22 protein-coding genes are annotated in these 20347 nt (G+C 43.7%); 19 read left to right on the top strand and 3 right to left on the bottom strand.

What is annotated here, in order from left to right; translation table 11 throughout:
- Positions 1 to 115: 115 nt before the first annotated feature.
- The 12 genes from BN1938_RS14135 (at position 116) to BN1938_RS14075 (ending at position 11035) form a co-directional block, all read left to right on the top strand.
- Entirely contained in the window at positions 116 to 4258 is a 4143-nt protein-coding gene (locus BN1938_RS14135) for a phage tail tape measure protein (protein WP_050641222.1), read from the top strand.
- The gene (locus tag BN1938_RS14130) at positions 4258 to 5202 is read left to right on the top strand and encodes a hypothetical protein (RefSeq protein WP_050641221.1); all 945 of its coding nucleotides are present in this window, start codon (positions 4258 to 4260) and stop codon (positions 5200 to 5202) included. Before BN1938_RS14135 ends, BN1938_RS14130 begins: the two co-directional genes overlap by 1 nt.
- Positions 5190 to 6170 carry a Gp37-like protein gene (locus BN1938_RS14125; RefSeq protein ID WP_050641220.1) on the top strand — a complete coding sequence of 327 codons (981 nt, stop codon included), beginning with the start codon at positions 5190 to 5192 and terminating at the stop codon, positions 6168 to 6170. The genes BN1938_RS14130 and BN1938_RS14125 overlap by 13 nt, the downstream gene beginning before the upstream one ends.
- Before the next feature lie 16 nt (positions 6171 to 6186).
- Positions 6187 to 7080: an Ig-like domain-containing protein gene (locus tag BN1938_RS14120; RefSeq protein WP_050641219.1), complete on the top strand. Its 894-nt coding sequence runs from the start codon at positions 6187 to 6189 to the stop codon at positions 7078 to 7080.
- Positions 7081 to 7091: 11 nt separating this feature from the next.
- On the top strand, positions 7092 to 7397 hold the full coding sequence (locus tag BN1938_RS14115; RefSeq protein WP_050641218.1) for a PF13754 domain-containing protein: 306 nt from the start codon (positions 7092 to 7094) through the stop codon (positions 7395 to 7397).
- Positions 7384 to 7653: a hypothetical protein gene (locus tag BN1938_RS14110; protein WP_050641217.1), complete on the top strand. Its 270-nt coding sequence runs from the start codon at positions 7384 to 7386 to the stop codon at positions 7651 to 7653. Before BN1938_RS14115 ends, BN1938_RS14110 begins: the two co-directional genes overlap by 14 nt.
- Complete coding sequence (locus BN1938_RS14105; protein WP_148487220.1) at positions 7650 to 7850, top strand: hypothetical protein; 201 nt, start codon at positions 7650 to 7652, stop codon at positions 7848 to 7850. Before BN1938_RS14110 ends, BN1938_RS14105 begins: the two co-directional genes overlap by 4 nt.
- A gap of 17 nt (positions 7851 to 7867) precedes the next feature.
- On the top strand, positions 7868 to 8740 hold the full coding sequence (locus BN1938_RS14100; protein ID WP_050641215.1) for a hypothetical protein: 873 nt from the start codon (positions 7868 to 7870) through the stop codon (positions 8738 to 8740).
- A 400-nt stretch (positions 8741 to 9140) separates the two neighbouring features.
- Complete coding sequence (locus tag BN1938_RS14090; RefSeq protein WP_050641214.1) at positions 9141 to 9500, top strand: hypothetical protein; 360 nt, start codon at positions 9141 to 9143, stop codon at positions 9498 to 9500.
- A gap of 56 nt (positions 9501 to 9556) precedes the next feature.
- The gene (locus BN1938_RS14085; RefSeq protein ID WP_156320706.1) at positions 9557 to 9697 is read left to right on the top strand and encodes a CD1375 family protein; all 141 of its coding nucleotides are present in this window, start codon (positions 9557 to 9559) and stop codon (positions 9695 to 9697) included.
- Between the two features lie 15 nt (positions 9698 to 9712).
- Entirely contained in the window at positions 9713 to 10129 is a 417-nt protein-coding gene (locus BN1938_RS14080; protein WP_330581577.1) for a phage holin family protein, read from the top strand.
- A gap of 150 nt (positions 10130 to 10279) precedes the next feature.
- Positions 10280 to 11035: a peptidoglycan recognition protein family protein gene (locus BN1938_RS14075; protein ID WP_050641212.1), complete on the top strand. Its 756-nt coding sequence runs from the start codon at positions 10280 to 10282 to the stop codon at positions 11033 to 11035.
- Positions 11036 to 11053: 18 nt separating this feature from the next.
- Here the strand turns inward: BN1938_RS14075 and BN1938_RS14070 are convergent, their stop codons facing one another.
- Complete coding sequence (locus BN1938_RS14070; RefSeq protein ID WP_050641211.1) at positions 11054 to 11257, bottom strand: hypothetical protein; 204 nt, start codon at positions 11255 to 11257, stop codon at positions 11054 to 11056.
- Between the two features lie 169 nt (positions 11258 to 11426).
- Here BN1938_RS14070 and BN1938_RS14065 point away from each other — a divergent pair, with 169 nt between their 5' ends.
- A complete protein-coding gene (locus BN1938_RS14065; RefSeq protein ID WP_050641210.1) occupies positions 11427 to 11624 on the top strand; it encodes a hypothetical protein in 198 nt (65 codons plus the stop codon).
- A gap of 259 nt (positions 11625 to 11883) precedes the next feature.
- Positions 11884 to 12189, top strand: coding sequence for a YerC/YecD family TrpR-related protein (locus BN1938_RS14060; RefSeq protein ID WP_025655402.1), 306 nt, complete (start codon positions 11884 to 11886; stop codon positions 12187 to 12189).
- A gap of 11 nt (positions 12190 to 12200) precedes the next feature.
- On the opposite strand, the gene BN1938_RS14055 is transcribed toward BN1938_RS14060, so the two are convergent.
- Together BN1938_RS14055 and aroE are read right to left on the bottom strand one after the other, a co-directional pair.
- On the bottom strand, positions 12201 to 12812 hold the full coding sequence (locus BN1938_RS14055) for a DUF1836 domain-containing protein (RefSeq protein WP_050641209.1): 612 nt from the start codon (positions 12810 to 12812) through the stop codon (positions 12201 to 12203).
- A gap of 94 nt (positions 12813 to 12906) precedes the next feature.
- Positions 12907 to 13767 carry a shikimate dehydrogenase gene (gene aroE, locus BN1938_RS14050; protein WP_050641208.1) on the bottom strand — a complete coding sequence of 287 codons (861 nt, stop codon included), beginning with the start codon at positions 13765 to 13767 and terminating at the stop codon, positions 12907 to 12909.
- A 331-nt stretch (positions 13768 to 14098) separates the two neighbouring features.
- On the opposite strand from aroE, the gene pcrA reads away from it, so the two are divergent.
- The 5 genes from pcrA to BN1938_RS14025 all read left to right on the top strand — a co-directional run bounded on the left by pcrA (position 14099) and on the right by BN1938_RS14025 (position 20307).
- Entirely contained in the window at positions 14099 to 16327 is a 2229-nt protein-coding gene (pcrA, locus tag BN1938_RS14045) for a DNA helicase PcrA (RefSeq protein WP_050641207.1), read from the top strand.
- Positions 16328 to 16431: 104 nt separating this feature from the next.
- A complete protein-coding gene (locus BN1938_RS14040; RefSeq protein ID WP_025655409.1) occupies positions 16432 to 16671 on the top strand; it encodes a hypothetical protein in 240 nt (79 codons plus the stop codon).
- Between the two features lie 89 nt (positions 16672 to 16760).
- Positions 16761 to 18128: a 23S rRNA (uracil(1939)-C(5))-methyltransferase RlmD gene (rlmD, locus tag BN1938_RS14035; protein ID WP_050642703.1), complete on the top strand. Its 1368-nt coding sequence runs from the start codon at positions 16761 to 16763 to the stop codon at positions 18126 to 18128.
- 343 nt (positions 18129 to 18471) lie between these two features.
- Positions 18472 to 19575, top strand: coding sequence for a ParA family protein (locus tag BN1938_RS14030; protein ID WP_050641206.1), 1104 nt, complete (start codon positions 18472 to 18474; stop codon positions 19573 to 19575).
- On the top strand, positions 19576 to 20307 hold the full coding sequence (locus BN1938_RS14025; protein WP_197278220.1) for a RelA/SpoT domain-containing protein: 732 nt from the start codon (positions 19576 to 19578) through the stop codon (positions 20305 to 20307).
- Positions 20308 to 20347: the final 40 nt, after the last annotated feature.

Here is a 20347-nt window from a genome sequence, read left to right as displayed (position 1 = left end):
CCGCGGTGTAAGGAAAAAAATAAAATTGAATGTGATACAAAGGGAAGAGTTAAGAGGCGTACCCCAGAGTAACGTCCGAGCCTACTTTGTTTTTTAAAATAAGGTAGGTGATATTGTGGCGGACGGTAAAGTGGTGATTGAAACCGGTCTGGACGTAAGTGGAATTGAGAAAGGTTTAAGCAAGCTGGAAGGGATAGCGAAAAAGGGGTTTTCAGCAGTTAAGGTAGCGGCGGAAGTTGCAAGCGCGGCACTTGCAGTGGCTGGCGGGTATGCGGTAAAGGTTGGATCTGATTTTGAAGCAGGAATGTCTAATGTATCTGCGATATCCGGGGCTACAGGGAGTGATCTGGATAGGCTAACGGAAAAAGCCAAAGAAATGGGCGCAAAAACCAAGTTTTCGGCGACAGAAGCTGCCGATGCGTTCCAGTACATGGCAATGTCTGGCTGGAAGACCGAGGACATGCTTAGCGGCATCGAGGGAATAATGAACCTGGCCGCGGCTTCTGGTGAAGACCTGGCAACGACTTCGGATATCGTAACAGATGCATTGACAGCATTTGGGCTGAGCGCTGCCGACTCTACCCATTTTGCTGACGTATTGGCGCAGGCTTCTTCCAACGCGAATACCAATGTGAGCTTGATGGGGGAGACGTTCAAGTACGTTGCCCCCGTGGCAGGGGCGCTCGGGTTTAGTGCAGAAGATTGCGCTACGGCTATTGGTTTGATGGCTAATTCAGGAATCAAGGCAAGCCAGGCAGGTACATCACTGCGGCAGATATTTACGAACCTTGTCAAGCCCACAGATGCTATGCAGGCTGCAATGGATGACCTTGGGGTCTCTATTACAGATGCAGAAGGAAATACAAAGAGCCTTGATACGGTCATGAAAGATCTGCGCAGTGGTTTCTCGGGACTGACAGAATCACAAAAAGCACAGTATGCTGCAACACTTGCAGGGCAGGAAGGAATGTCTGCAATGCTCGCAATTGTCAATGCATCTGAAACTGACTACAATAAACTGAAAGATTCCATCAACAATGCGGATGGTGCTGCGGAGCGCATGGCAGAGACAATGCAGGATAACCTGCAGGGAAAACTCACGATCATGAAATCTGCATTGGAAGGATTTGGAATACAGATCTATGAAAGCATGGAGTCCCCGCTGAAAAGCGCTGCAGAGGCAGGCACAGAGGGGATCGGGAGGCTATCAGAAGCGTTTAAACGTGGAGGGCTCCAGGGTGCGGCAAAAAAATGCGCTGAAATGTTTGATGAATTTGCCACGAAAGTTGCAGGCGGAAGTGATGAGCTTGCTGGGATCATTATGCCGATCAGGAACGTGGCAAAGAGGGGGCTGGAATTAGGGCAGAAGGCTATACCCGTTGTATCGAAGGCGTTTTCGGTATTGACCCAAAACGGGAAACTCCTTGCCGCCGCGCTTACTGCCGGGATCGTTGCAATAAAGGGGTACAGCAAGATCAGCACTGTGACGGCCCTCATATCAAAAGGCACGAAAGCATGGAAGGCTGCATCAGTGGCGGTAGATGCTTATAATGCCGTACAGATTGCGTGTACTGCCCAAGGCGTTATCTCAAATGCAACGCTCACCGCTGGGCAGGCTGTCGTAGGAGTGCTTACTGGAAGGGTCACGCTAGCCACTGCAGCACAGACACTATGGAATGCCGCAATGAATGCGAACCCAATCGGGATCCTGATTACCGGGGTGGCAGCCCTTGCAGCGGGGCTTGGGATCTATGCGCTTGTGACTGACAATGCGTCTGACTCCACCACTAAACTGACAGAAAAACAGAAGGCGGTCATCGATAATTCTAAGCAGACGGTAAATAACATACGTGAAGAAGCAGAAGCAAGGCAGGAAAACATCAATGCTTCCACGGCTGAAATTGAATCTGCGCAGGCATTATGGAAAGAGCTGCAGAATTGCGTGGATGAGAACGGCAAAGTAAGGGCCGGTTATGAGTCCAGGGCACAGTACATAACCGGTGAGCTGGCAGAAGCGCTTGGAATTGAAATATCCCTGGTAGACGGAGTTATACAAAACTATGACGAGCTGAATAAATCCGTACAGGACGTGATTGCGTCAAAAAAGGCAGAGGCCGTATTAGACGCACTAAAATCAGAGTATACGAAGGCAATGCGAGAACAAGCAGAAACAGCGGCAGATCTTGCAAATAAGTATGATGTTCTAACGGAGGCAAAAAAGAAGCAGAAAGAAATAGAAGCAGAGCTTGAACAAGAAGCTAAAAAGGCGAAAACGTACATTGATGAAGTAGGCAATACCGTAACGCTAAATACAGGACGCTATAACGAACTGAGTAAGCAGTTGAAAGAAGTAAAAGGCGATGTGGAAACCCAGCAGGCCGCATTTGATGCAGCAAGTGTTGCAATGTCAGACAATGAAAAAGTGATTTCTGATTATAACATGCTGCTGGAAGCATCGATGTCTGGGAATACGGACACGATCAATAATGCACTTTCGCAGATCCAGAGCGGTATAGATACGTCCCTCGAGGCATCTTCCGAGGCCGCACTGAAACAGGCAGAAACAACAGGTAATACCCTTCTGGGGATTCTGTCTGCACAGGAAAGTGGTCTGGCAACTTTGGAACAATCCGTTATTGACGGAACCGCTGAATCTATGGGGACAGCATTAAGCACGATCGGCTCATCATCAGATAACATGAAACAGATGTTGGAAGATGCGGGAGCAGATGGATCCGCGAAGATGATCGCGGCAATGGCACAGGCTGATCTTTCTGGGAACATGAGTCTCCAGGCACGAAGTGGTATGGAGGGGTTCATAGCCGGATTTGCGGGATTAGATGCTGAAACAAAAGAGGTATGGTCGCAGGCGTGGTACGGGGCGCTGGAAGGCCTGGAAGGTTTTGAAAGCCTAAAGGATCCGGCCGTAGATGGAGCAGATGCATTTTTGGAGAGTTTAAGGGATGCACTAAAAGTCAAAAGCCCATCCAGAGCTGTAAAAGAAATCTTCTCACAGGTATGGCCTGGAGCCGAGAAAGGACTTGATTCAGGCAAAGAGTCCCTGCGGCAAAAAGGTGGCAATGTTATAACGAGTCTTTTGGATTTTATGCAAAATGGTGGATTAATTAGTGGTGCTAAGACCGTAGGTGCAAATCTGATGGATTTCTTTGGCATTGGCTTGGATTCACGGAAGGAAAATTCCAAAGCATCAGGAAAAGCAAATGCTGACGCGGCAAATGAAGGTGCGGGAAGTGTGAACCCAACTAAGACAGGGAATGACTTTGGAACAATGTTGAGTAAAGGCGTATCTGCCATGTCACAGCTTTTGAAAAAAACAGGAAAACAAATCGGGGATTCTGCAGACAGTGGTGCTGGGAGTGTAAACCCAACTAACACCGGAAAGACATTTGGTACGAAACTCAGCAATGGAGTTTCCTCCATGTCACAATTATTAAGAAAATCAGGAAAAGGAATTAGTGACTCCGCCAATAGTGGAGCTGGAAGTGTAAACCCGACAGGCACAGGCAATAATTTCGGCCTAATGCTCGGTAACGGCGTGTCTTATATGGCAAATACACTATGGAGGAGTGGAAACTCGATCGCAGGATCCGCAGACAACGGTGCTGGATCAGTAAGCCCGTTTGGCACGGGCAGTGGCTTTAGTTATACATTTTCGAACGGCATCAGCTCAGTGAGCTTATATGGTGCCGGAGAAGGCAGGGCGAACGATGCAAATGACGGTATCGGATCTGTGTCTGCTTGGGATGCTGGATATAATTTTACTTCTGGTTTTGGTGGAGGAATGGGCGATTTCAACCTGTTTGATGTTGCATATAGTATTGGGAAGAATGCGTTAGACGCAATAAAGAAAGCACTTGGAATTAAATCTCCATCAAAAGAAACAAAAAAAGTTGGCGATTTTTTTGGGCAAGGCTTAGCTATTGGCATCAAAGAAAGCACTAAAGAAGTAAAAAAAGCAAGCAGCTCTCTCGCAGATATAGCAATGGCAGGGCTGGATATGACAGCACTTGCCGAGAAAGCAAGAATGACAGTAAGTATGGAAAATGCCCGTGTAGGGAAAGTGATATCTGCATCAGTAGAACACAAGATATTCGGGACTGCCGAAATAGAGAACCAGAAGACATCAAACAATCTGGACGAACTTGCAGACAAAATCGTTGATGCCTTTGAGAAGGCTGGTTTTGAGTTTAAGGTAGGTAACCGAAATTTTGCAAGGCTTGTAAGGGAGGTACAGTGATGGTCAACGATATATATTACGAAAACAGCAGGGGAGAAAAACTGGATCTGCTGCGCTACCCTTACCGCATACAGACTGGGAATCTGTTTAACTACGAATGGGAATATGCAACAAAATCCACAGTCCGCAATAATGGCAGATTTGAGAAGTTCTTCAGGGGGATCAGCGCAAAGGAAGTTGTCCTGGGAATAATGGGTAACACGATTGAAGAATACCATAAGAATGTTGATGCCTTTTACGAAGCCGTGGACAGTGATGTCCTTGGCATGACACCGGGAAAATTATGGTTTGGGCCTTACTATCTGCTGTGTTACATATTAAAAAGCGAAAAAGAAGAATGGGAGAGCGATATTGGGGTGATGGATAATACCATTACCATCGTTTCTGATTACCCTTTCTGGTGCAGGGACAGGGCATACCATTTTTATGCATCTGCAGAAGAGATCATAGATGCGGGAATGAAAGAAGAGATTGACTCAGCGCTTGACAACATAGAAATAATCCCTGATTACCCACATGATTTTTGGTTTGATTTTATAACCAGGTACAGGCCGGCAAAAAGAAAAGTCTTATATGACTATAACTACGACTATTATCGGAACCATACTGTAGGAAAACTGGATAATGACCATTTTACTGGGTCAGATTTCCGAATGATCGTATATGGCCCATGCACACATCCAGAAATAAGGATAGGCGGAAATGTGTATTGCGTATCAACAACTTTATATGACAGCGAATATATGGTGATTGACAGCAGGGGGCGGACGGTCACCAGATATGCAAGGAACGGGGTACAGGAAAATCTCTTCAATGCAAGGGATAAGGAAAACAATGTATTTGAAAAAATTCCGCCCGGGAAAAGTGCGGTGAAATGGAACGCCCAGTATCCTTTTGATGTGATCCTGTTTCAAGAAAGGAGCGAGCCAGCATGGAATACATAATCGCAGATGCGGACAGAATGTGCGTGGGATACCTGAATGAGATGTCATCCATTGATGTAGATATCGGCGAAACAAACGATTTCGAGTTAGTGCTGAGCCGTAGTTATTCAGAAAGGTTAGGGGTTAAAAAAGGCTTCCAGTTTTTTGTCCCTGACACAGAGTTTGGTGGGATCATAGAGGATATACAGAGCGATACATCCTATCCATCCATCACATATAGGGGATATACGTGGCGCGGTTTCCTGGATCAGATAATCTTGCAGCCCCCGTCTGGCCAGGCATACCTTACAGTGTCAGGAGATGCAAACCTGATAATAAAGCAAGTGCTTGGTAACGGCCTGGGGATGCTGTTCGAAGTCCCAGAAGAGGTTTCCGGCATCAATATCGTCCGGTACCAGTTCCGATACGATACTGCATTATCAGGATTATCAAAAATGCTAGAAAAACACGGCGCCAGGCTAAGCGTAAAAGCAATAGAAGGAAAGGATCATGAGCCGTTCCGGGTAATCGTAAGCGCCGTTAAAGCACAAAATTATTCTGAGGAGCTACAGTATGACGGGGATAATAACATTAATGTCACTGTGAGGGATTACAGTTGCGGCATCAATCACCTGATATGCCTGGGAGCCGGTGAGCTGGCAGCGCGGACGGTCATCCATTTATACGTGCAGTTAGACGGGAGCATCGACAAGAAGCAATATTACAAGGGGACAGCCGAACGTACAGCAGTGTATGACTACTCCTCAGTTACTGACGATGCTGAGTTGCTGAGTGCAGGCACGGAGCATCTGAAGGAATTAATGGACTATAAAGCTGCAGAAATGAGTATAGACGAGGCGAATTTGGAAATTGGAGATATTGTATCAGCCAGAGACAGGGATGCTAAAATAGTATTGAGCCGGCCTGTAACAAATAAAATATTGGAATACGCAGATGGCAGTGAAAAAATAACACATAGATTAAAATGACAACAGGAGGGATAATATGTCAGTAAAAACAGCTAAATATACATTTCAGGGACAGGTTTATGACCTGACCTACAATTCGCAGACAGGGAAATATGAAGCAACCATAACGGCCCCGTCTAAATCAAGCTATTCACAGTCTGGACATAAATATGGTGGGTCAGTAACAGTGGAAGATAATGCGGGAAACATAACCACTGTTAACGAAACACATAGCACACTGGGGGATAAACTTAAAATACGAGTACTCGAAAAAGTTGCCCCAGTCATTGCCATCACATACCCAACTGCATCCGCATTTATCACAAATGCAAATCCAGCGATTGCATTTAAAATTACCGATAATGATTCGGGCGTGTCACCAGATACAATATCCCTTACTATTGATGGGAAGGCAATTGCAGCAGCAGATATTGTAAAAACAGCTATTACGGGTGGCTATAACTGTACGTATACCCCGAATACGGCATTGTCAGACGGGGAACATACAATTACTGTAAATGCTTCTGATAATGATGGGAATGCAGCTGGTGCCAAATCTGTGAGATTTACTATTGATACGATACCGCCATCACTATCCGTAACCAACCCAGTCGAAGGCTTGATTACAAATAAAAGGGAACTTACTGTATCAGGTACAACGGATGATACGACATCGAAGCCAGTAGCTGTAACTATAAACGGAGAAGAAGTTACCGTTAATCAGGATGGTACCTTCAGCAAAGTCATTACACTATCAGCTGGTGCAAATGTCATCACGGTCATTGCAACTGATAGGGCTGGAAAGACAACGACAGTTGTACGCAATGTCACCCTTGATACCGGCGCACCGGTGATTAGACAAATTACCCTTACTCCGAACCCGGTAGATGCCGGTAAGACTTTTGTCATTTCCGTGGAAGCGACAGACTAGACGGTGAGCCTATGATTATGGGAATAACTGGAAAAGTAGACGGGAAAGATGTTGTGTTTGAACGAGTTGAAGGGGATTTATGGGCAATCACAGTCCCCTATGATTTAGACGGGATGTATGTAGTTGAAGTTACAGCAGTGAATGACCGGGGACTTACCGCATACAGAACCAAAATGTTGCTTATTGTTGATCCGGATACATTACGTGTTGAGCTTCTCCCATATGACTATTATGTGGAAATAATGAGCGAAGATTATATAGTAGACATCATATATCCGAACCATGAAGGGAGGAGATGTTGCCATGCAACGATTTAGATATATCCTGGGCGAAGACAAACATGTAAAACTTAAAGTAAGATCCCCGAACGATGAGCCATTTACAATTCTGGAAGCAACATATGTTTTATCCATATATGGAGAAACAGAGATAAGTGGGGAATGCGAGATAGATGGGCACTATCTCGATATAAAGTTGTCCCCAAAAACAAAGAGCGAGTTGTATGTGCTTGAGGTAACATATAAGGTAGCAGATTCCATAAGAAAAGCAAGGGCGCGGATCGAGGTGGTATGATGCTGGAAATAACCGAAATAGAGATAAGCAATAATCCGGTTATGACAAATGAACGGTTTCAAATACGGGTTACTATTAAAGAAACCACAGATTATCCCTATGAATATCCAAGAGGATTTGTCAGCAGATACAGGCCCGCAGGGAATCATCAGTATGACTACCCATATGATTACCCATATGATTGCGGCAGTACATAATGAAAGGAGAAAGAAAAATGGCATTAGAATTAGTAACAGGGTATTGGGGTCAGCAGCACGTGACAGCGGAACAGGACGCAGACCTTAATGCCGGCATTATTGGAAAAGAGCCTTGCATACTTAATGTTGGTGAGAAAATGAAGGCCGAGGCTGTGACTGCCAACAAAGTGCGTATCTTTGACGGGGTTTTTGTTGGGTACGGAAGGGTATGCGCTATTGAGGAGGGCGCTTATGAGGACGTGGAGATCGAGAACGGTACAGCAGGGTTATTAAGGAACGACATGATTGTAATGAGGTATGCCAAGGATGAGGCCACAGGCGTTGAGGGAGTCAGCCTTGCTGTCCTAAAAGGTCAGACAGGGTCAACAGCTACGGATCCGACACCAAATAATCAGGATATAAGGGCCGGGGCATTTGAAAGTGAAATGCCACTATACAGGGTGCGGATTAATGGGTTGGCGATTGAAGCAGTAGAGCGCATATGCGAAATGCCGAGAACGATAAAGGACTTAACGTCGCTACTTGGACAACTAAATAGCAATTGGGAAAAATTAGGTGGCTTAAGATTTGACCATCAATTCATCGCTTCAGTTACAGCAGAATACTCTGCTGATAATGTACTGTCGTTTGCCGGATCCCAGTTGTATCCAGGGAATTTTACCAACTGTGCATTCTTGGCTGTGCTTAATTCCACAGCTTCCACCGGGAAGCAGAGTGTATACCTGATAATAATGGGCGCCGCCGATGCCGCACCGGTACTTATTAAGATAGACGGCGGATCAGAAGCGTTATACCCTAAACTCGCAAAGACATCCAGCAACAGAGTATATGCTGTCTGGAGTACGGCTGCAACTGCCGGCATACATACCAGCCTCTTTAAGCTGTATTAGATATCGGATTATAATCATTTCATAATGTAGCATTCGGAGACGTTGACTCCGGTCGTAGTAGATAGGTCTGCCCCAAATGGTGTAATAGTTATCTCTGCATTTTCCGCTGACATCTGGAAGACAAAACCCGCTGTCGAAGATATGTTGACCCTTCGATAAAGACCGTATCGGGGCGTTTCAGAAGATGGCTGAAAGAGCTTATATTCCTGACCTTGCTTCATAGCGACTTTAGGGTAACCGGATATTCTTACCCATGCAATCTCCCCATACGATGTAACCTGCATGTTTAAGTACGCTCCCTCAATCGTCCGAGTTTTTACAGTCAAATTGCTATTTAGTGAAGGTATGTAACTTGTTGATCGGAGCCGAAAGGCTCTTTTTTCTTGAAAGGAGGAAGCTTATGAAGTTATTGTTTAAGGATGGGCAGACACTGAAAGCCCAGTCTATAACTGCAGCTGACGGGATCATGCAAGTCAATGTGATTAACACCGTATATGAACAGTTAAAACACTTGTTTACAGATCCTTGTACTACGTCCAGGATCGAAATAGCTGGCACAGATGAAGTGTATGAGAACTATACGGTTTTTTCGTATATCCGAGAGAATTCCGGCGGAATTTGGATTGTTGAAATGCAGCAGGAAGGAAAGGACACAGAAACCAGGATTGCGGATCTCGAAAGAGAAAATGCAGCGTTAAAAGAGCAAAACGATATGCTTACGCAATGCATTTTAGAAATGTCTGAATTGGTGTATCAATAATGATAGATTTAATAACAAATTTATTAATATTATTACAAAATAATGGAGGTAAAGAAATGATGGCAATGTTATGGGCACAGCAGATAATGCTGGGAAAGAAGACTTATGAGAAGGTACCAAGGCTGTTGAAGGAACAGGTCAAAGAGATTTTGATTGATTCCGGTATGGAAGAATTGGCCGTGGAATCAGCAGAATAAGAAAGAGTGAGGTAAATGAAGAAAATGGAGAAATTATTTAACTGGATTAGCATCGTATTCGGAATGGCCGGAGGCTTCCTTACATACTGGCTGGGAGGATGGGATGTGCTGCTAAAGACGATCGTGTTTCTGGCAATTGCTGATTATATTACTGGGTGGATCAAAGGCATATATACGAAACAGTTATCGTCGGAAATCGGTTTTAGGGGGCTACTGAAAAAGATAGTCATGTTTATTGTGATCGCGGTATCTTTTGTTATCCAGGGGCTGATCGGCGGGACAATACCATTACGAGAAGTCGTTATTATGTTTTATATCGCGAATGAGGGGCTGAGCCTGCTGGAAAATGCGGCAGTGTTTACACCTATACCAGATAAATTAAAAAATGTTTTGCTGCAGCTAAGAGACAAGGATTCGGGGGACGCAAAATAAGCGTCCTCTTATTCAGGAAAGGAGCGTCAATATGGCAGAAGAAAAAGAGGTATTAACGGAAGAAGTATATACCCCGCAGGCAGTAGAGGATTTCGGAATGGTCGGAATCGAAAAATTAATGGGTGTCATGGAAGGACAGGAGGAGTAAGCATGGGATATAACTATGTGACAGATCACACCAATGTCAACTATACTCCGGGAAATTCCGGCAGACTGTATATCGTAATGCATTATACCGGCAACCTGACAGATACCGCAAAAAACAACGCGAATTACTTCCGGGATACAAAACGAGGTGCATCGGCTCATTTATTTGTGGATGAATCAGACGTGTATGAAGTTGTATCACTTAATGATTCAGCCTGGGCGGTGGGTGTAGATTATGGTGGGAACCTGTTTGGACTCTGTACCAATTACAATTCCATCAGCATTGAGATGTGTTCCTCCGGCGGGAAGATTTCTGACCGGACAATCGATAATGCGGTAAGTCTGACAAAAAGTCTGATGAAAAGATACGGGATCCCAACCGAACGTGTGGTGCGTCACTGGGATGTGTGTGGTAAGAGCTGCCCTGGCTGGGCTGGTTGGCTGCCGGGGAATGAAAGCATCTGGAATGATTTTAAGAACCGCCTAGCGGGCGGGGGAAGCGCAGTAACTAACAAAAAAGAAACCAAAAATGAAGGGAGAGAAACAACTATGCAATGTTTTTACACAGTAGATGGCAAGGGGCCGGTGATTTATTTTGATGGATTGAATTTTCATCCGCTTTCGCATCCGGACGAAATGACAGTATTGAATAGTATTTACAAGGCCAACAACGGTAAGGATATACCATGTTTTAGCTGGCAGAGTAAGGCACCGTGGCATGCAAGGCTGCAGGCGGCGGTTAAGAGAACACAGAAGTAAAATTATAGCCCGGGTCCATCAGGATTCCGGGCTGTTCTTTTTGAACTTGATTATGTCTGCTTGCAAATGTTTGTGATATTCTTTATCGACCTCAAACAGCTTTGGCCCGTCCTCTTTCTTTTTCAGCAACTCTCTGCCAAGGCGTAGTGCCTCTTTGTCTTCTTCCGACAAATTGTCTTCATCCCCCGTTTCTGAACAAGTAAACTTTATCTCATCATTCATAGTTTCTTCCTCCATTTCCATTATTTTTATAAGATCATTATAATACTTAACAAAGTAAGCGAATGAGGGAAAATTTGGAAAATTATGCGCAACGGCATGTTTACTTTTGAGATGATTAGTAGTAACCTATTATATATAGAATAAACTCCATGAACATGAGGACCTACCAATGAGCAAAAGAACACAACACATGCGCTACGAATCGGAAGATACCTGGCAGCTTTACCAGGAGTTCTGTAACATTACGGGGAATAAAATGGATGTTACTCTGCCAGCTGGTATGACAATGACAACTCAGAGGATGCATGATATCCTCAACAGTGCATATAAGCTGGTTGGCCGGCCGGAGATGACCAGGTCTCACTGACTTGCCAAGCGGCCTTATTTGCAATGGAAATTACCAATTCAATCTTAATTTACTAGCACAATTAGTATCAATCAGAACCGATGAAACTTATCCGGTTAGTAACACGTTAGCAACAATAAAATCCCAAGAACGCTGAATTTACGGGGAAAATGATTTTATGCCTTAAAACTGTATTAAACGTGATAAAAAGGTAGACTTTACAAGTTTAGTGTGCTAAAATGTAACGGTAGTCATTTGACTGATAAAGGAGATCGGTAGTATGAGTAAAAAGATAAGAACAGAGGCGGTAGATTATCTGTTTAGTGCCATACTAAGTCTGGAAAACAAAGAAGAGTGTTATACATTCTTTGAGGATATCTGTACCATCAATGAATTGTTATCACTCTCACAGCGCTTTGAAGTAGCGAAGATGCTGAGAGAACAGAAGACTTATCTGGAAATTGCAGAGAGAACCGGGGCTTCCACAGCAACCATCAGCCGGGTGAATCGTTCACTGAATTATGGGAATGACGGATACGACATGGTATTTGAAAGGCTTGGAAATAACGAAAAAGAGGATGCGTAAGCATCCTTCTTTTATTTTTTAGGCTGTTTGCCTTCTGAACGGGGCAGTTCGTCGATAATCTTTTCAATCAGCAGTTTTTTGACATACACATCAAAGCTGAGACTGCAGATAAAAGAAAACAGATGCAGATAACTGCGGTCATCCTCGGCCGCGTCAGGAAATGACTCCTCGGCTTTTTCAAAAGCCGCCCTGATCTCTTCCTGCAGCGGGTTGATCTGGGCCTTTTCCATCGCACAGATCGCTTCATAAAGCTCGGTCATGTCGAGTGTCTCCCCATCAGAGAAGGCCTTGTCTGTGATCGGCTTCAGCAGCGTCTCTATATCTTTAATAGAAAGAATGTTCTTAAAATAGTAGATAAAAATCAAGACAAGCACATGCTCCTTCGTGTACTTCTTCTTGACAGGGGGAGGAAGGAGATTGTTCTTGGCGTAATTGTTGATCATGGTTTTTGTGAGAATCTTATCCTCATGATAGCGTTTTGTCGATGCAAGCTGAGCATCCATGAAAGTCGTGACCTGATCCATATATAAATCTATATTGGGGATGTCTTCCGGATGAATATAATCAATGCGGGAGATACTTTCTAAAATACTGTTCAGCATATCATTCGTATTAATTGTCATATTATCACCTCAATGACTTTATTATATAGTAATCAATACTAGATGGCAAGCATTTTTAAGAGTAAAATGAATAAATTCATTTTGCACTATTATGTTAATCCACTGCTCGGAATTCATTCTCCAAAGTTTGATACATAACGTCAACGGGGGCGGGCATGCCGGTCCAGAATTCAAAATTTAAAGCGCCCTGCCGTACCAGCATCCCGATCCCGGTTATAATTTGGGCTCCACGGGTCTGCGCTTCTTTCAGAAAGAGCGGCATGACCGGATTGAAAACTACATCGCATGCGATCATATTTTCAGTGATACTCTCGTAGTTTATATCTGGTTTCTGTTCCACATTAGGATGGAGGCCAATGGAAGTTCCCTGGATCAGAATCTGGGTCTTTGCGGGAATATCCATGCCAGGTGTCCAGGGAAGGTACTCGGAATCAGTGCCCGTCTGTGATGCAATCAGTTCTGCCAGTTCCCTGCCTCTTCCCTCATTACGGTTAATAATCAGGATCTTTTGGGCTCCGGCGAGGGCGCATTCTACTGCAATGGCACGGGCGGCCCCGCCGGCTCCAAGGATGGTGACTGTCTTGCCCTCGGGGGAAACACCCTTATCTTTGAGGGCCAGGACAAAGCCTTTCCCGTCTGTATTTTCCCCGATCCAGGTTCCGTTATTATTGATCACGGTATTGACGGCGCCGATAATCCGGGCAGCCTCTGACAGCTGGTCAAGGTAGGGGATAATCGTGATCTTATGTGGCATGGTCAGATTCACCCCTCTCATATTGACTGCTTTTGCACCGAGAAAAGCCGCCTCCAGATCTTCGGACCTGACCTGCATGGTTATGTATCGGTAATTGAGATTCAGGGCCTCATATCCGGCCTCCTCCATGACGCCGGTCGGATTTCCGTCCACGGGATCCCCAAAAACTCCGGTAAGTTCAGCTCTATAATTTTTTTCCATATAATAACACGTCCTTTCTGTAAAAAATCTGAAAGTGTCAGGTATGCAGTATAGCTGCAGTTTAAAGGAACCCCAAAGGACTGTCCTTAATATATGCCCTGGCGGGCGGGTCTGCAGCAAACCTACAGATTATAGTATAGCATTTTAAGCCGCAGTCTTCAATGGAGGAAAAGGTTCTGCGGCAGTTACGCAGCAAAGCATGTCGGAAAACCGAAGGAATGGATTGGGAAAGAGGGGAAAAATGAAGAGGGAAAACTGATTTTTGCGTGACAGAACTCTTGTTTTGTATTATAATCTCTTAGATAAGATGTAAAGCAGACAGGAGATACATATGAGTATATACGATACATTGAATGAACAGCAGAGAGAGGCGGTATACTGCACGGATGGCCCGCTTCTGATACTGGCCGGTGCGGGTTCGGGAAAAACGCGGGTCCTGACACACCGGATTGCTTATCTGATCGAGGAAAAGGGCGTAAATCCCTGGAATATACTGGCCATCACCTTTACAAACAAGGCGGCCGGCGAGATGCGTGAGAGAGTGGACAAACTGGTGGGGTTCGGTTCAGAAAGCATCTGGGTGAGCACCTTCCATTCGACCTGCGTGAGAATTTTGCGGAGATATATCGACCGGCTGGGATATGACAATAATTTTACAATCTATGATGCGGACGATCAGAAGACTCTGATGAAGGATGTCTGTAAACTAATCGATATTGATACCAAGGTTTATAAGGAAAGAAGCCTTCTTGGAGCGATCTCTTCCGCCAAGGATGAGTTGGTCACTCCGGAAGAATATGAACTTAATGCGGCGGGAGATTACGGGAAACAGAAGATCGCAAAGGTTTACCGGGAATATGAGAAACAGCTGCGCGCCAATAATGCGCTGGACTTTGACGACCTGCTTGTGAAGACAGTACAGCTCTTCCAGACCCAGCCGGACGTACTGGAGAATTATCAGGAGCGTTTCCGCTATATCATGGTGGACGAGTACCAGGATACCAATACGGTGCAGTTTAAGTTTGTAAGCCTTCTTGCGGGAAAATATAAAAACCTCTGCGTAGTCGGTGACGATGACCAGTCGATCTACAAATTCCGCGGAGCTAATATTAAAAATATTTTGAACTTTGAACAGGAATTTCAGGATGCAAGAGTGATCAAGCTGGAGCAGAATTACCGTTCCACCTCTAATATACTGAATGCTGCAAATGCAGTGATCAGCAACAACTGCGGCAGAAAGGAAAAGACGCTCTGGACAGACAACGGAGAGGGCGAAAAGATCCAGTGCCGCCAGTTTGATACGGGTTACGATGAGGCAGAGTTTATTGCGGAGGATATCCGGAAACATGTGAAAGAAGAAGGCTCCACTTACAACGACCATGCAATCCTGTATCGGACGAATGCACAGTCGCGTCTGTTTGAGGAACGTTTTGTTTCCTCTAACATACCATATAAGATAGTCGGCGGTGTCAATTTCTACGCAAGGCGGGAGATTAAGGACCTGCTGGCTTATTTGAAAACGATTGATAACGGGCAGGATGACCTGGCTGTCAGACGTATCATCAATGTGCCGAAGCGGGGCATTGGCCTGACAACCATCAACCGCGTACAGGAATCGGCCCTGGAGCGTGAAATCGGATTCTATGAGGCGCTGCTGGGCTTGGATCTGATCCCCAATATCGGGCGGAGCACGGCAAAGCTGGAGTCATTTGTGGCGTTGATCGAATATTTTAAAACACGGGCCCGGGTGGACAGCATTTCTGACTTAATGAACGAGATCATTGAGAAGACTGGATATGTGGAAAATCTGGAAGCGGAGGATAAGGAAGATGCGCAGTCGCGTATTGAAAATATCGATGAGCTTCTAAGTAAAATAGCAGCCTATGAGGAAAACTGCCTTGAACAGGACGAGAAGCCTACGCTCAGCGGCTTTCTGGAAGAGGTGGCCCTGGTGGCGGATATAGACAGCCTGGATGAGAATCAGGATTATGTGGTGCTGATGACACTGCACAGCGCCAAAGGTCTGGAATTCCCCCATGTCTATCTGGCAGGGATGGAAGATGGGCTGTTTCCGAGTTATATGACGATTACATCAGATGATATCGATGAACTGGAAGAAGAAAGAAGGCTCTGCTATGTTGGGATCACGCGCGCGGAAAAAGAACTGACAGTCAGCTGCGCCAGGAGGCGGATGATTCGCGGAGAAACGCAGTTTAATAAAATGTCCCGGTTTTTAAAAGAAATTCCGCAGGAACTGCTGGAAACAGGCGCGGACTTCGGGGAAACATACGAAATGCCGGCACAAAATACATACCAGCAGGCAAAACAGCTGTTTAAGACAAAGGCATTTGCCCCGGCAAAAGTGGGGAAACAGTTTACCGTAACAAAAGAAAAAAGCCTGGATTATACCGTTGGGGACCGCGTGCGCCATATGAAATTCGGCGAAGGGCTGGTAAGGGATATCACAGAAGGCGGCCGCGATTTTGAAGTGACAGTAGATTTCGACACAGCGGGAACAAAGAAAATGTTTGCCTCATTTGCCAAGCTCAGAAAAATATAGAATTTATATAAAATTGGCATAAATAAGTAGTAATCTGAAAATGATAGTGATATAATAACCTAAAGTAAACCTGTATCGACAAGATGGGGAAAGGACGTGGAAATATGAGCAAAGTAGAGGAATTAATTGCCGAGACAAAATTAAATGAATTACTGCGTAAGAAAGAGGACGACAAGCAGAAAAATACAGTGCTCTGGGTTCTGGCAATTGTAGGTGCCGTAGCTGCTGTAGCAGGTATTGCATATGCAGTATATCGTTTCTTTACACCGGATTATCTGGAAGACTTTGAAGAAGATTTTGACGATGACTTTGATGACTATTTCAGTGAGGAAGACCAGGTATAATCAGGCAACCGAACTAAATCATGGACAGGATGTGGCGGGAACACTGCACCCTGTCCATTTTTATGTATAGAATGATTCAGGAGAAGATGATGAAAAAAGGACAAGTATTTGAAGGTACCATAGAAAAGGTAGAGTTTCCAAATAAGGGGCTGGTGTGGGTCGCGGAAGAGGAACGGTATGTCACTGTAAAAAACGGGATACCCGGTCAGAAGATTCGGTTTGTGGTAAATAAGTTTAAAAAGGGGAACGCGGAGGGCAGGCTGCTGGAGGTTCTGGAAAAGTCGCCCCTGGAAACACGGGAACCGGTATGTAGTATATTCCCGGCATGCGGGGGCTGTATGTATCAGACTATGGGGTATGATGAACAGTTGAAAATGAAGGCCGGGCAGGTGAAAGAGCTTCTGGATGCGGTTGTGAAGGAGCCTTATGACAATGAGGGGATTAAGGCCAGTCCGAAAGAGTTCCGGTATCGAAATAAAATGGAGTTTTCCTTTGGGGATGAGTATAAGGACGGCCCGCTGTCGCTGGGGCTTCACAAGAAAGGGAGTACTTATGATGTGCTGACAGCAGGAGACTGCATGCTGGTGCATGAGGATATGAACCAGATTCTGTTGTGCGTTCTGGAGTATTTTAAAGAGCGGAATGTGGGGTATTACAGGAAGATGCAGCATGTTGGGTATCTGAGGCATCTGCTTTTGAGACGCGGGGATACGACCGGGGAGATCCTGGTGAATCTGGTGACGACGACGCAGGAAGAACACGATTTAAGCGGGCTTGTGGAGAGGCTTTTGGAGTTGAAATTGGAAGGGGAGATTGTGGGGATTCTTCATATTCTGAATGATTCGCTTTCCGATGTGGTACAGAGTGATGAGACGCGGATTCTTTATGGGAAAGATTATTTTTATGAGAAGATATTGGGGATGGAATTCAAGATCACTCCGTTCTCTTTCTTTCAGCCTAATTCCAGAGGTGCTGAGGTGCTTTATGAGACGGTGCGGGAGTATATCGGGGATATTCAGAATATGACGGTCTTTGATCTGTTCAGCGGGACGGGGACGATTGGGCAGGTGCTGGCTCCGGTGGCAAAACAGGTGATTGGGGTTGAGATTGTTGAGGAGGCTGTGGAGGCAGCCAGGGAGAATGCAGAGAGGAATGGGCTGGATAATTGCCGGTTTATTGCGGGGGATGTGTTTAAGGTGCTGGATGAGATTGAGGATAAGCCGGATGTGATCGTGCTGGATCCTCCGCGGGATGGGATACATCCTAAGGCACTGCCTAAGATATTGGATTATCAGGTGGAACGGATTGTTTATATTTCTTGTAAGGCGACTAGTTTGGTGCGGGATTTGGAGATGATATTGGGACGGGGGTACCGGGTGGAGAAGTGTGTGGCGGTGGATCAGTTTTGTGAGACGGTGCACGTGGAAACCGCTTGCCTTCTCGTTCGGAAACCTTGATTCTTGGCGGGTTTGCGGGATTATTTGGAGAAAATGGAGTTGTGTTTTTAAAGGAATAGAGATGGATAAGTTTCCGTCTTAGTGGGGATGGGGATAATGCAGGGTAGTTCAAAAAATAGGGTCTTGATATGTAAAAGATACAATTTGGCAAAACATATATACAGAAACAGAAGACGTGGGACGTGGTCAAATTAATGTTAGTATATGTCTGTTATTTGTTTTATAGATTGTTTATTTAGAAGATAGTATACAGAGCTCAATAAAAAGTCAAAAAATGTATGCTAAAGTATATGATAGAAAAGAATTTATAGGATTAATAAAAATTTAGGAGGACTAAAACAAAATGAAAATTATTTCTTTATTTAACAATAAAGGTGGGGTTGGCAAGTCTACGTTATGTTATCATTTAGGTTGTGCGCTTGGAGAAATGGGAAAAAAAGTATTGTTGGTAGATCTAGATCCTCAATGTAACTTGACTATTTCAGCTATGGATGAAGAGGAATTGCATGCAATTTGGAAAGAAGAAGATAAATACATTGATGATTTTGAAGCTGCTATTAAAGCGGACGGATTAGATTGTATTTTAGAAAAACCTCGCTCTATTCATTTTTTATTAAAACCAGCGGAGGATGGTTTAGATGAATTATCAGAACTTCCGCCTACTGTCAAAGTAAACAGTAATGTTTCATTAATTCCAGGAAGGCTTTCACTGCATAAATACGAGAATAAACTATCAGAAAGATGGAGTGGTTTGTACCAAAGTGACAATTTAAGCATTAGGACTATAATCAATATACGTAGAATATGTGAGAAGTACAATTCTATCAAAAATTATGATTATATACTAATAGATACATCACCAAGTTTAGGAATCTTAAATAAAGTAATAATATCTACTGTTGATGGATTTTTAATACCTGCATTACCGGATATGTTTAGTATGTATGGCATACGTAATATTGGAAATTCACTAGAACAATGGCAAAATGAGTTTAACACCATATATCAACTGATATCAAGCGTAAAAAGAAAAAAGTTTCCGCAAAAATTTGTTCAATTTCTTGGTTATACAATATATAATGCAAAAAAACAATCTAAAAATTTAAATTCATATGATTTAGCTCAAGCACATTATTCTTATGTAAAGGCAATGCCTAGTATAATCGACAAATTTATAAAACCAAGTAACCGAGTGAATTGTGAAGATATTATGGAACCTATAGGTGGGGTTGCTGTTATGTATTCACATAATACTTTTCCATCGGTGGCACAAGCATTAAAATGCCCTATGTGGCTAGTGCCTGAGACTTATGCAGAATATGAAAAGAAAGGTTTAGATACATTAGTTGAAAAACCTAATTCTGGACATTATAGGAAATATAAGGAAACGTTAGATGAATATATTACTTTTGCTCAAGATTTACTGCTAAGGACGGAGGCACTATAAATGATGGCTACAGTGACTAATGATAAGCTAAATATAGAGAATGTAATTAAATATTATACAAATAGACAAACACAATTTATTTTAGAACAATTACTCGTTCAAGTTTGGACCTTTTTTGACAAAAATCCAACTTTACATGAGTTTCCTTTTCCGATTGTTCATTCGTTAAAATCAAGAATCAAAGACCCAGAGCATTTAAAAGATAAATTAGTAAGGAAATTGCAAAAAGGTATTACCATTACTCCTGATAATTTGTTTGACGAAATTACTGACCTAATTGGCGTAAGAATTTTACATTTACACCAAGAGCAATTTAAATTTATACATAAAGAAATAATGAAGAAGGTGAATCAAAAAGAGTGGATTTTAGGCGAGCCACCGAAGGCATACACATGGGATCCTGAATCGCAAAATTTTTATGAAGCTTTAGGTATAAATACAGTTGTTAAAGACTCTTTTTATACAAGTGTTCATTACCTTATAAAATTGAATAATGGGAACAGTTTATGTTGTGAAATTCAAGTGAGAACACTGTTTGAAGAAATTTGGGGAGAAATAGATCATGCAATAAATTACCCTCACCCAATAGAAAGTATAGCGTGCTCAGAGCAATTAAAAGTTCTTTCTAAACTTGTATCAACTGGAACTAGATTATCGGATTCAATATTCAAGTCATACAATGAGTATAATAGCTATAATAAAAAAGTTGAAGAAGAATATAAAAAGGAATAGTTTAATTTATGTTATTACTCCTCATTTATATAAAAGGTAG

The organism is Eubacterium sp. SB2, assembly GCF_001244405.1.
Lineage (GTDB): Bacteria > Bacillota > Clostridia > Lachnospirales > Lachnospiraceae > Faecalicatena > Faecalicatena contortus_B.
This window is presented reverse-complemented; position numbering and strand designations above follow the sequence as displayed.

Bases quoted from the DNA above. Each gene is read 5' to 3' on its own strand.
- BN1938_RS14125 (WP_050641220.1), top strand. From the start codon at position 5,190: ATGGAATACATAATCGCAGATGCGGACAGAATGTGCGTGGGATACCTG.
- BN1938_RS14110 (WP_050641217.1), top strand. From the start codon at position 7,384: ATGCAACGATTTAGATATATCCTGGGCGAAGACAAACATGTAAAACTT.
- BN1938_RS14055 (WP_050641209.1), bottom strand. From the start codon at position 12,812: ATGACAATTAATACGAATGATATGCTGAACAGTATTTTAGAAAGTATC.
- BN1938_RS14060 (WP_025655402.1), top strand. From the start codon at position 11,884: ATGAGTAAAAAGATAAGAACAGAGGCGGTAGATTATCTGTTTAGTGCC.
- rlmD (WP_050642703.1), top strand. From the start codon at position 16,761: ATGAAAAAAGGACAAGTATTTGAAGGTACCATAGAAAAGGTAGAGTTT.
- aroE (WP_050641208.1), bottom strand. From the start codon at position 13,767: ATGGAAAAAAATTATAGAGCTGAACTTACCGGAGTTTTTGGGGATCCC.
- BN1938_RS14025 (WP_197278220.1), top strand. From the start codon at position 19,576: ATGATGGCTACAGTGACTAATGATAAGCTAAATATAGAGAATGTAATT.
- BN1938_RS14105 (WP_148487220.1), top strand. From the start codon at position 7,650: ATGATGCTGGAAATAACCGAAATAGAGATAAGCAATAATCCGGTTATG.
- BN1938_RS14090 (WP_050641214.1), top strand. From the start codon at position 9,141: ATGAAGTTATTGTTTAAGGATGGGCAGACACTGAAAGCCCAGTCTATA.
- BN1938_RS14070 (WP_050641211.1), bottom strand. From the start codon at position 11,257: ATGAATGATGAGATAAAGTTTACTTGTTCAGAAACGGGGGATGAAGAC.
- BN1938_RS14040 (WP_025655409.1), top strand. From the start codon at position 16,432: ATGAGCAAAGTAGAGGAATTAATTGCCGAGACAAAATTAAATGAATTA.
- BN1938_RS14100 (WP_050641215.1), top strand. From the start codon at position 7,868: ATGGCATTAGAATTAGTAACAGGGTATTGGGGTCAGCAGCACGTGACA.
- BN1938_RS14080 (WP_330581577.1), top strand. From the start codon at position 9,713: ATGAAGAAAATGGAGAAATTATTTAACTGGATTAGCATCGTATTCGGA.
- BN1938_RS14065 (WP_050641210.1), top strand. From the start codon at position 11,427: ATGAGCAAAAGAACACAACACATGCGCTACGAATCGGAAGATACCTGG.
- BN1938_RS14115 (WP_050641218.1), top strand. From the start codon at position 7,092: ATGATTATGGGAATAACTGGAAAAGTAGACGGGAAAGATGTTGTGTTT.
- BN1938_RS14130 (WP_050641221.1), top strand. From the start codon at position 4,258: ATGGTCAACGATATATATTACGAAAACAGCAGGGGAGAAAAACTGGAT.
- BN1938_RS14120 (WP_050641219.1), top strand. From the start codon at position 6,187: ATGTCAGTAAAAACAGCTAAATATACATTTCAGGGACAGGTTTATGAC.
- BN1938_RS14075 (WP_050641212.1), top strand. From the start codon at position 10,280: ATGGGATATAACTATGTGACAGATCACACCAATGTCAACTATACTCCG.
- BN1938_RS14030 (WP_050641206.1), top strand. From the start codon at position 18,472: ATGAAAATTATTTCTTTATTTAACAATAAAGGTGGGGTTGGCAAGTCT.
- pcrA (WP_050641207.1), top strand. From the start codon at position 14,099: ATGAGTATATACGATACATTGAATGAACAGCAGAGAGAGGCGGTATAC.
- BN1938_RS14085 (WP_156320706.1), top strand. From the start codon at position 9,557: ATGATGGCAATGTTATGGGCACAGCAGATAATGCTGGGAAAGAAGACT.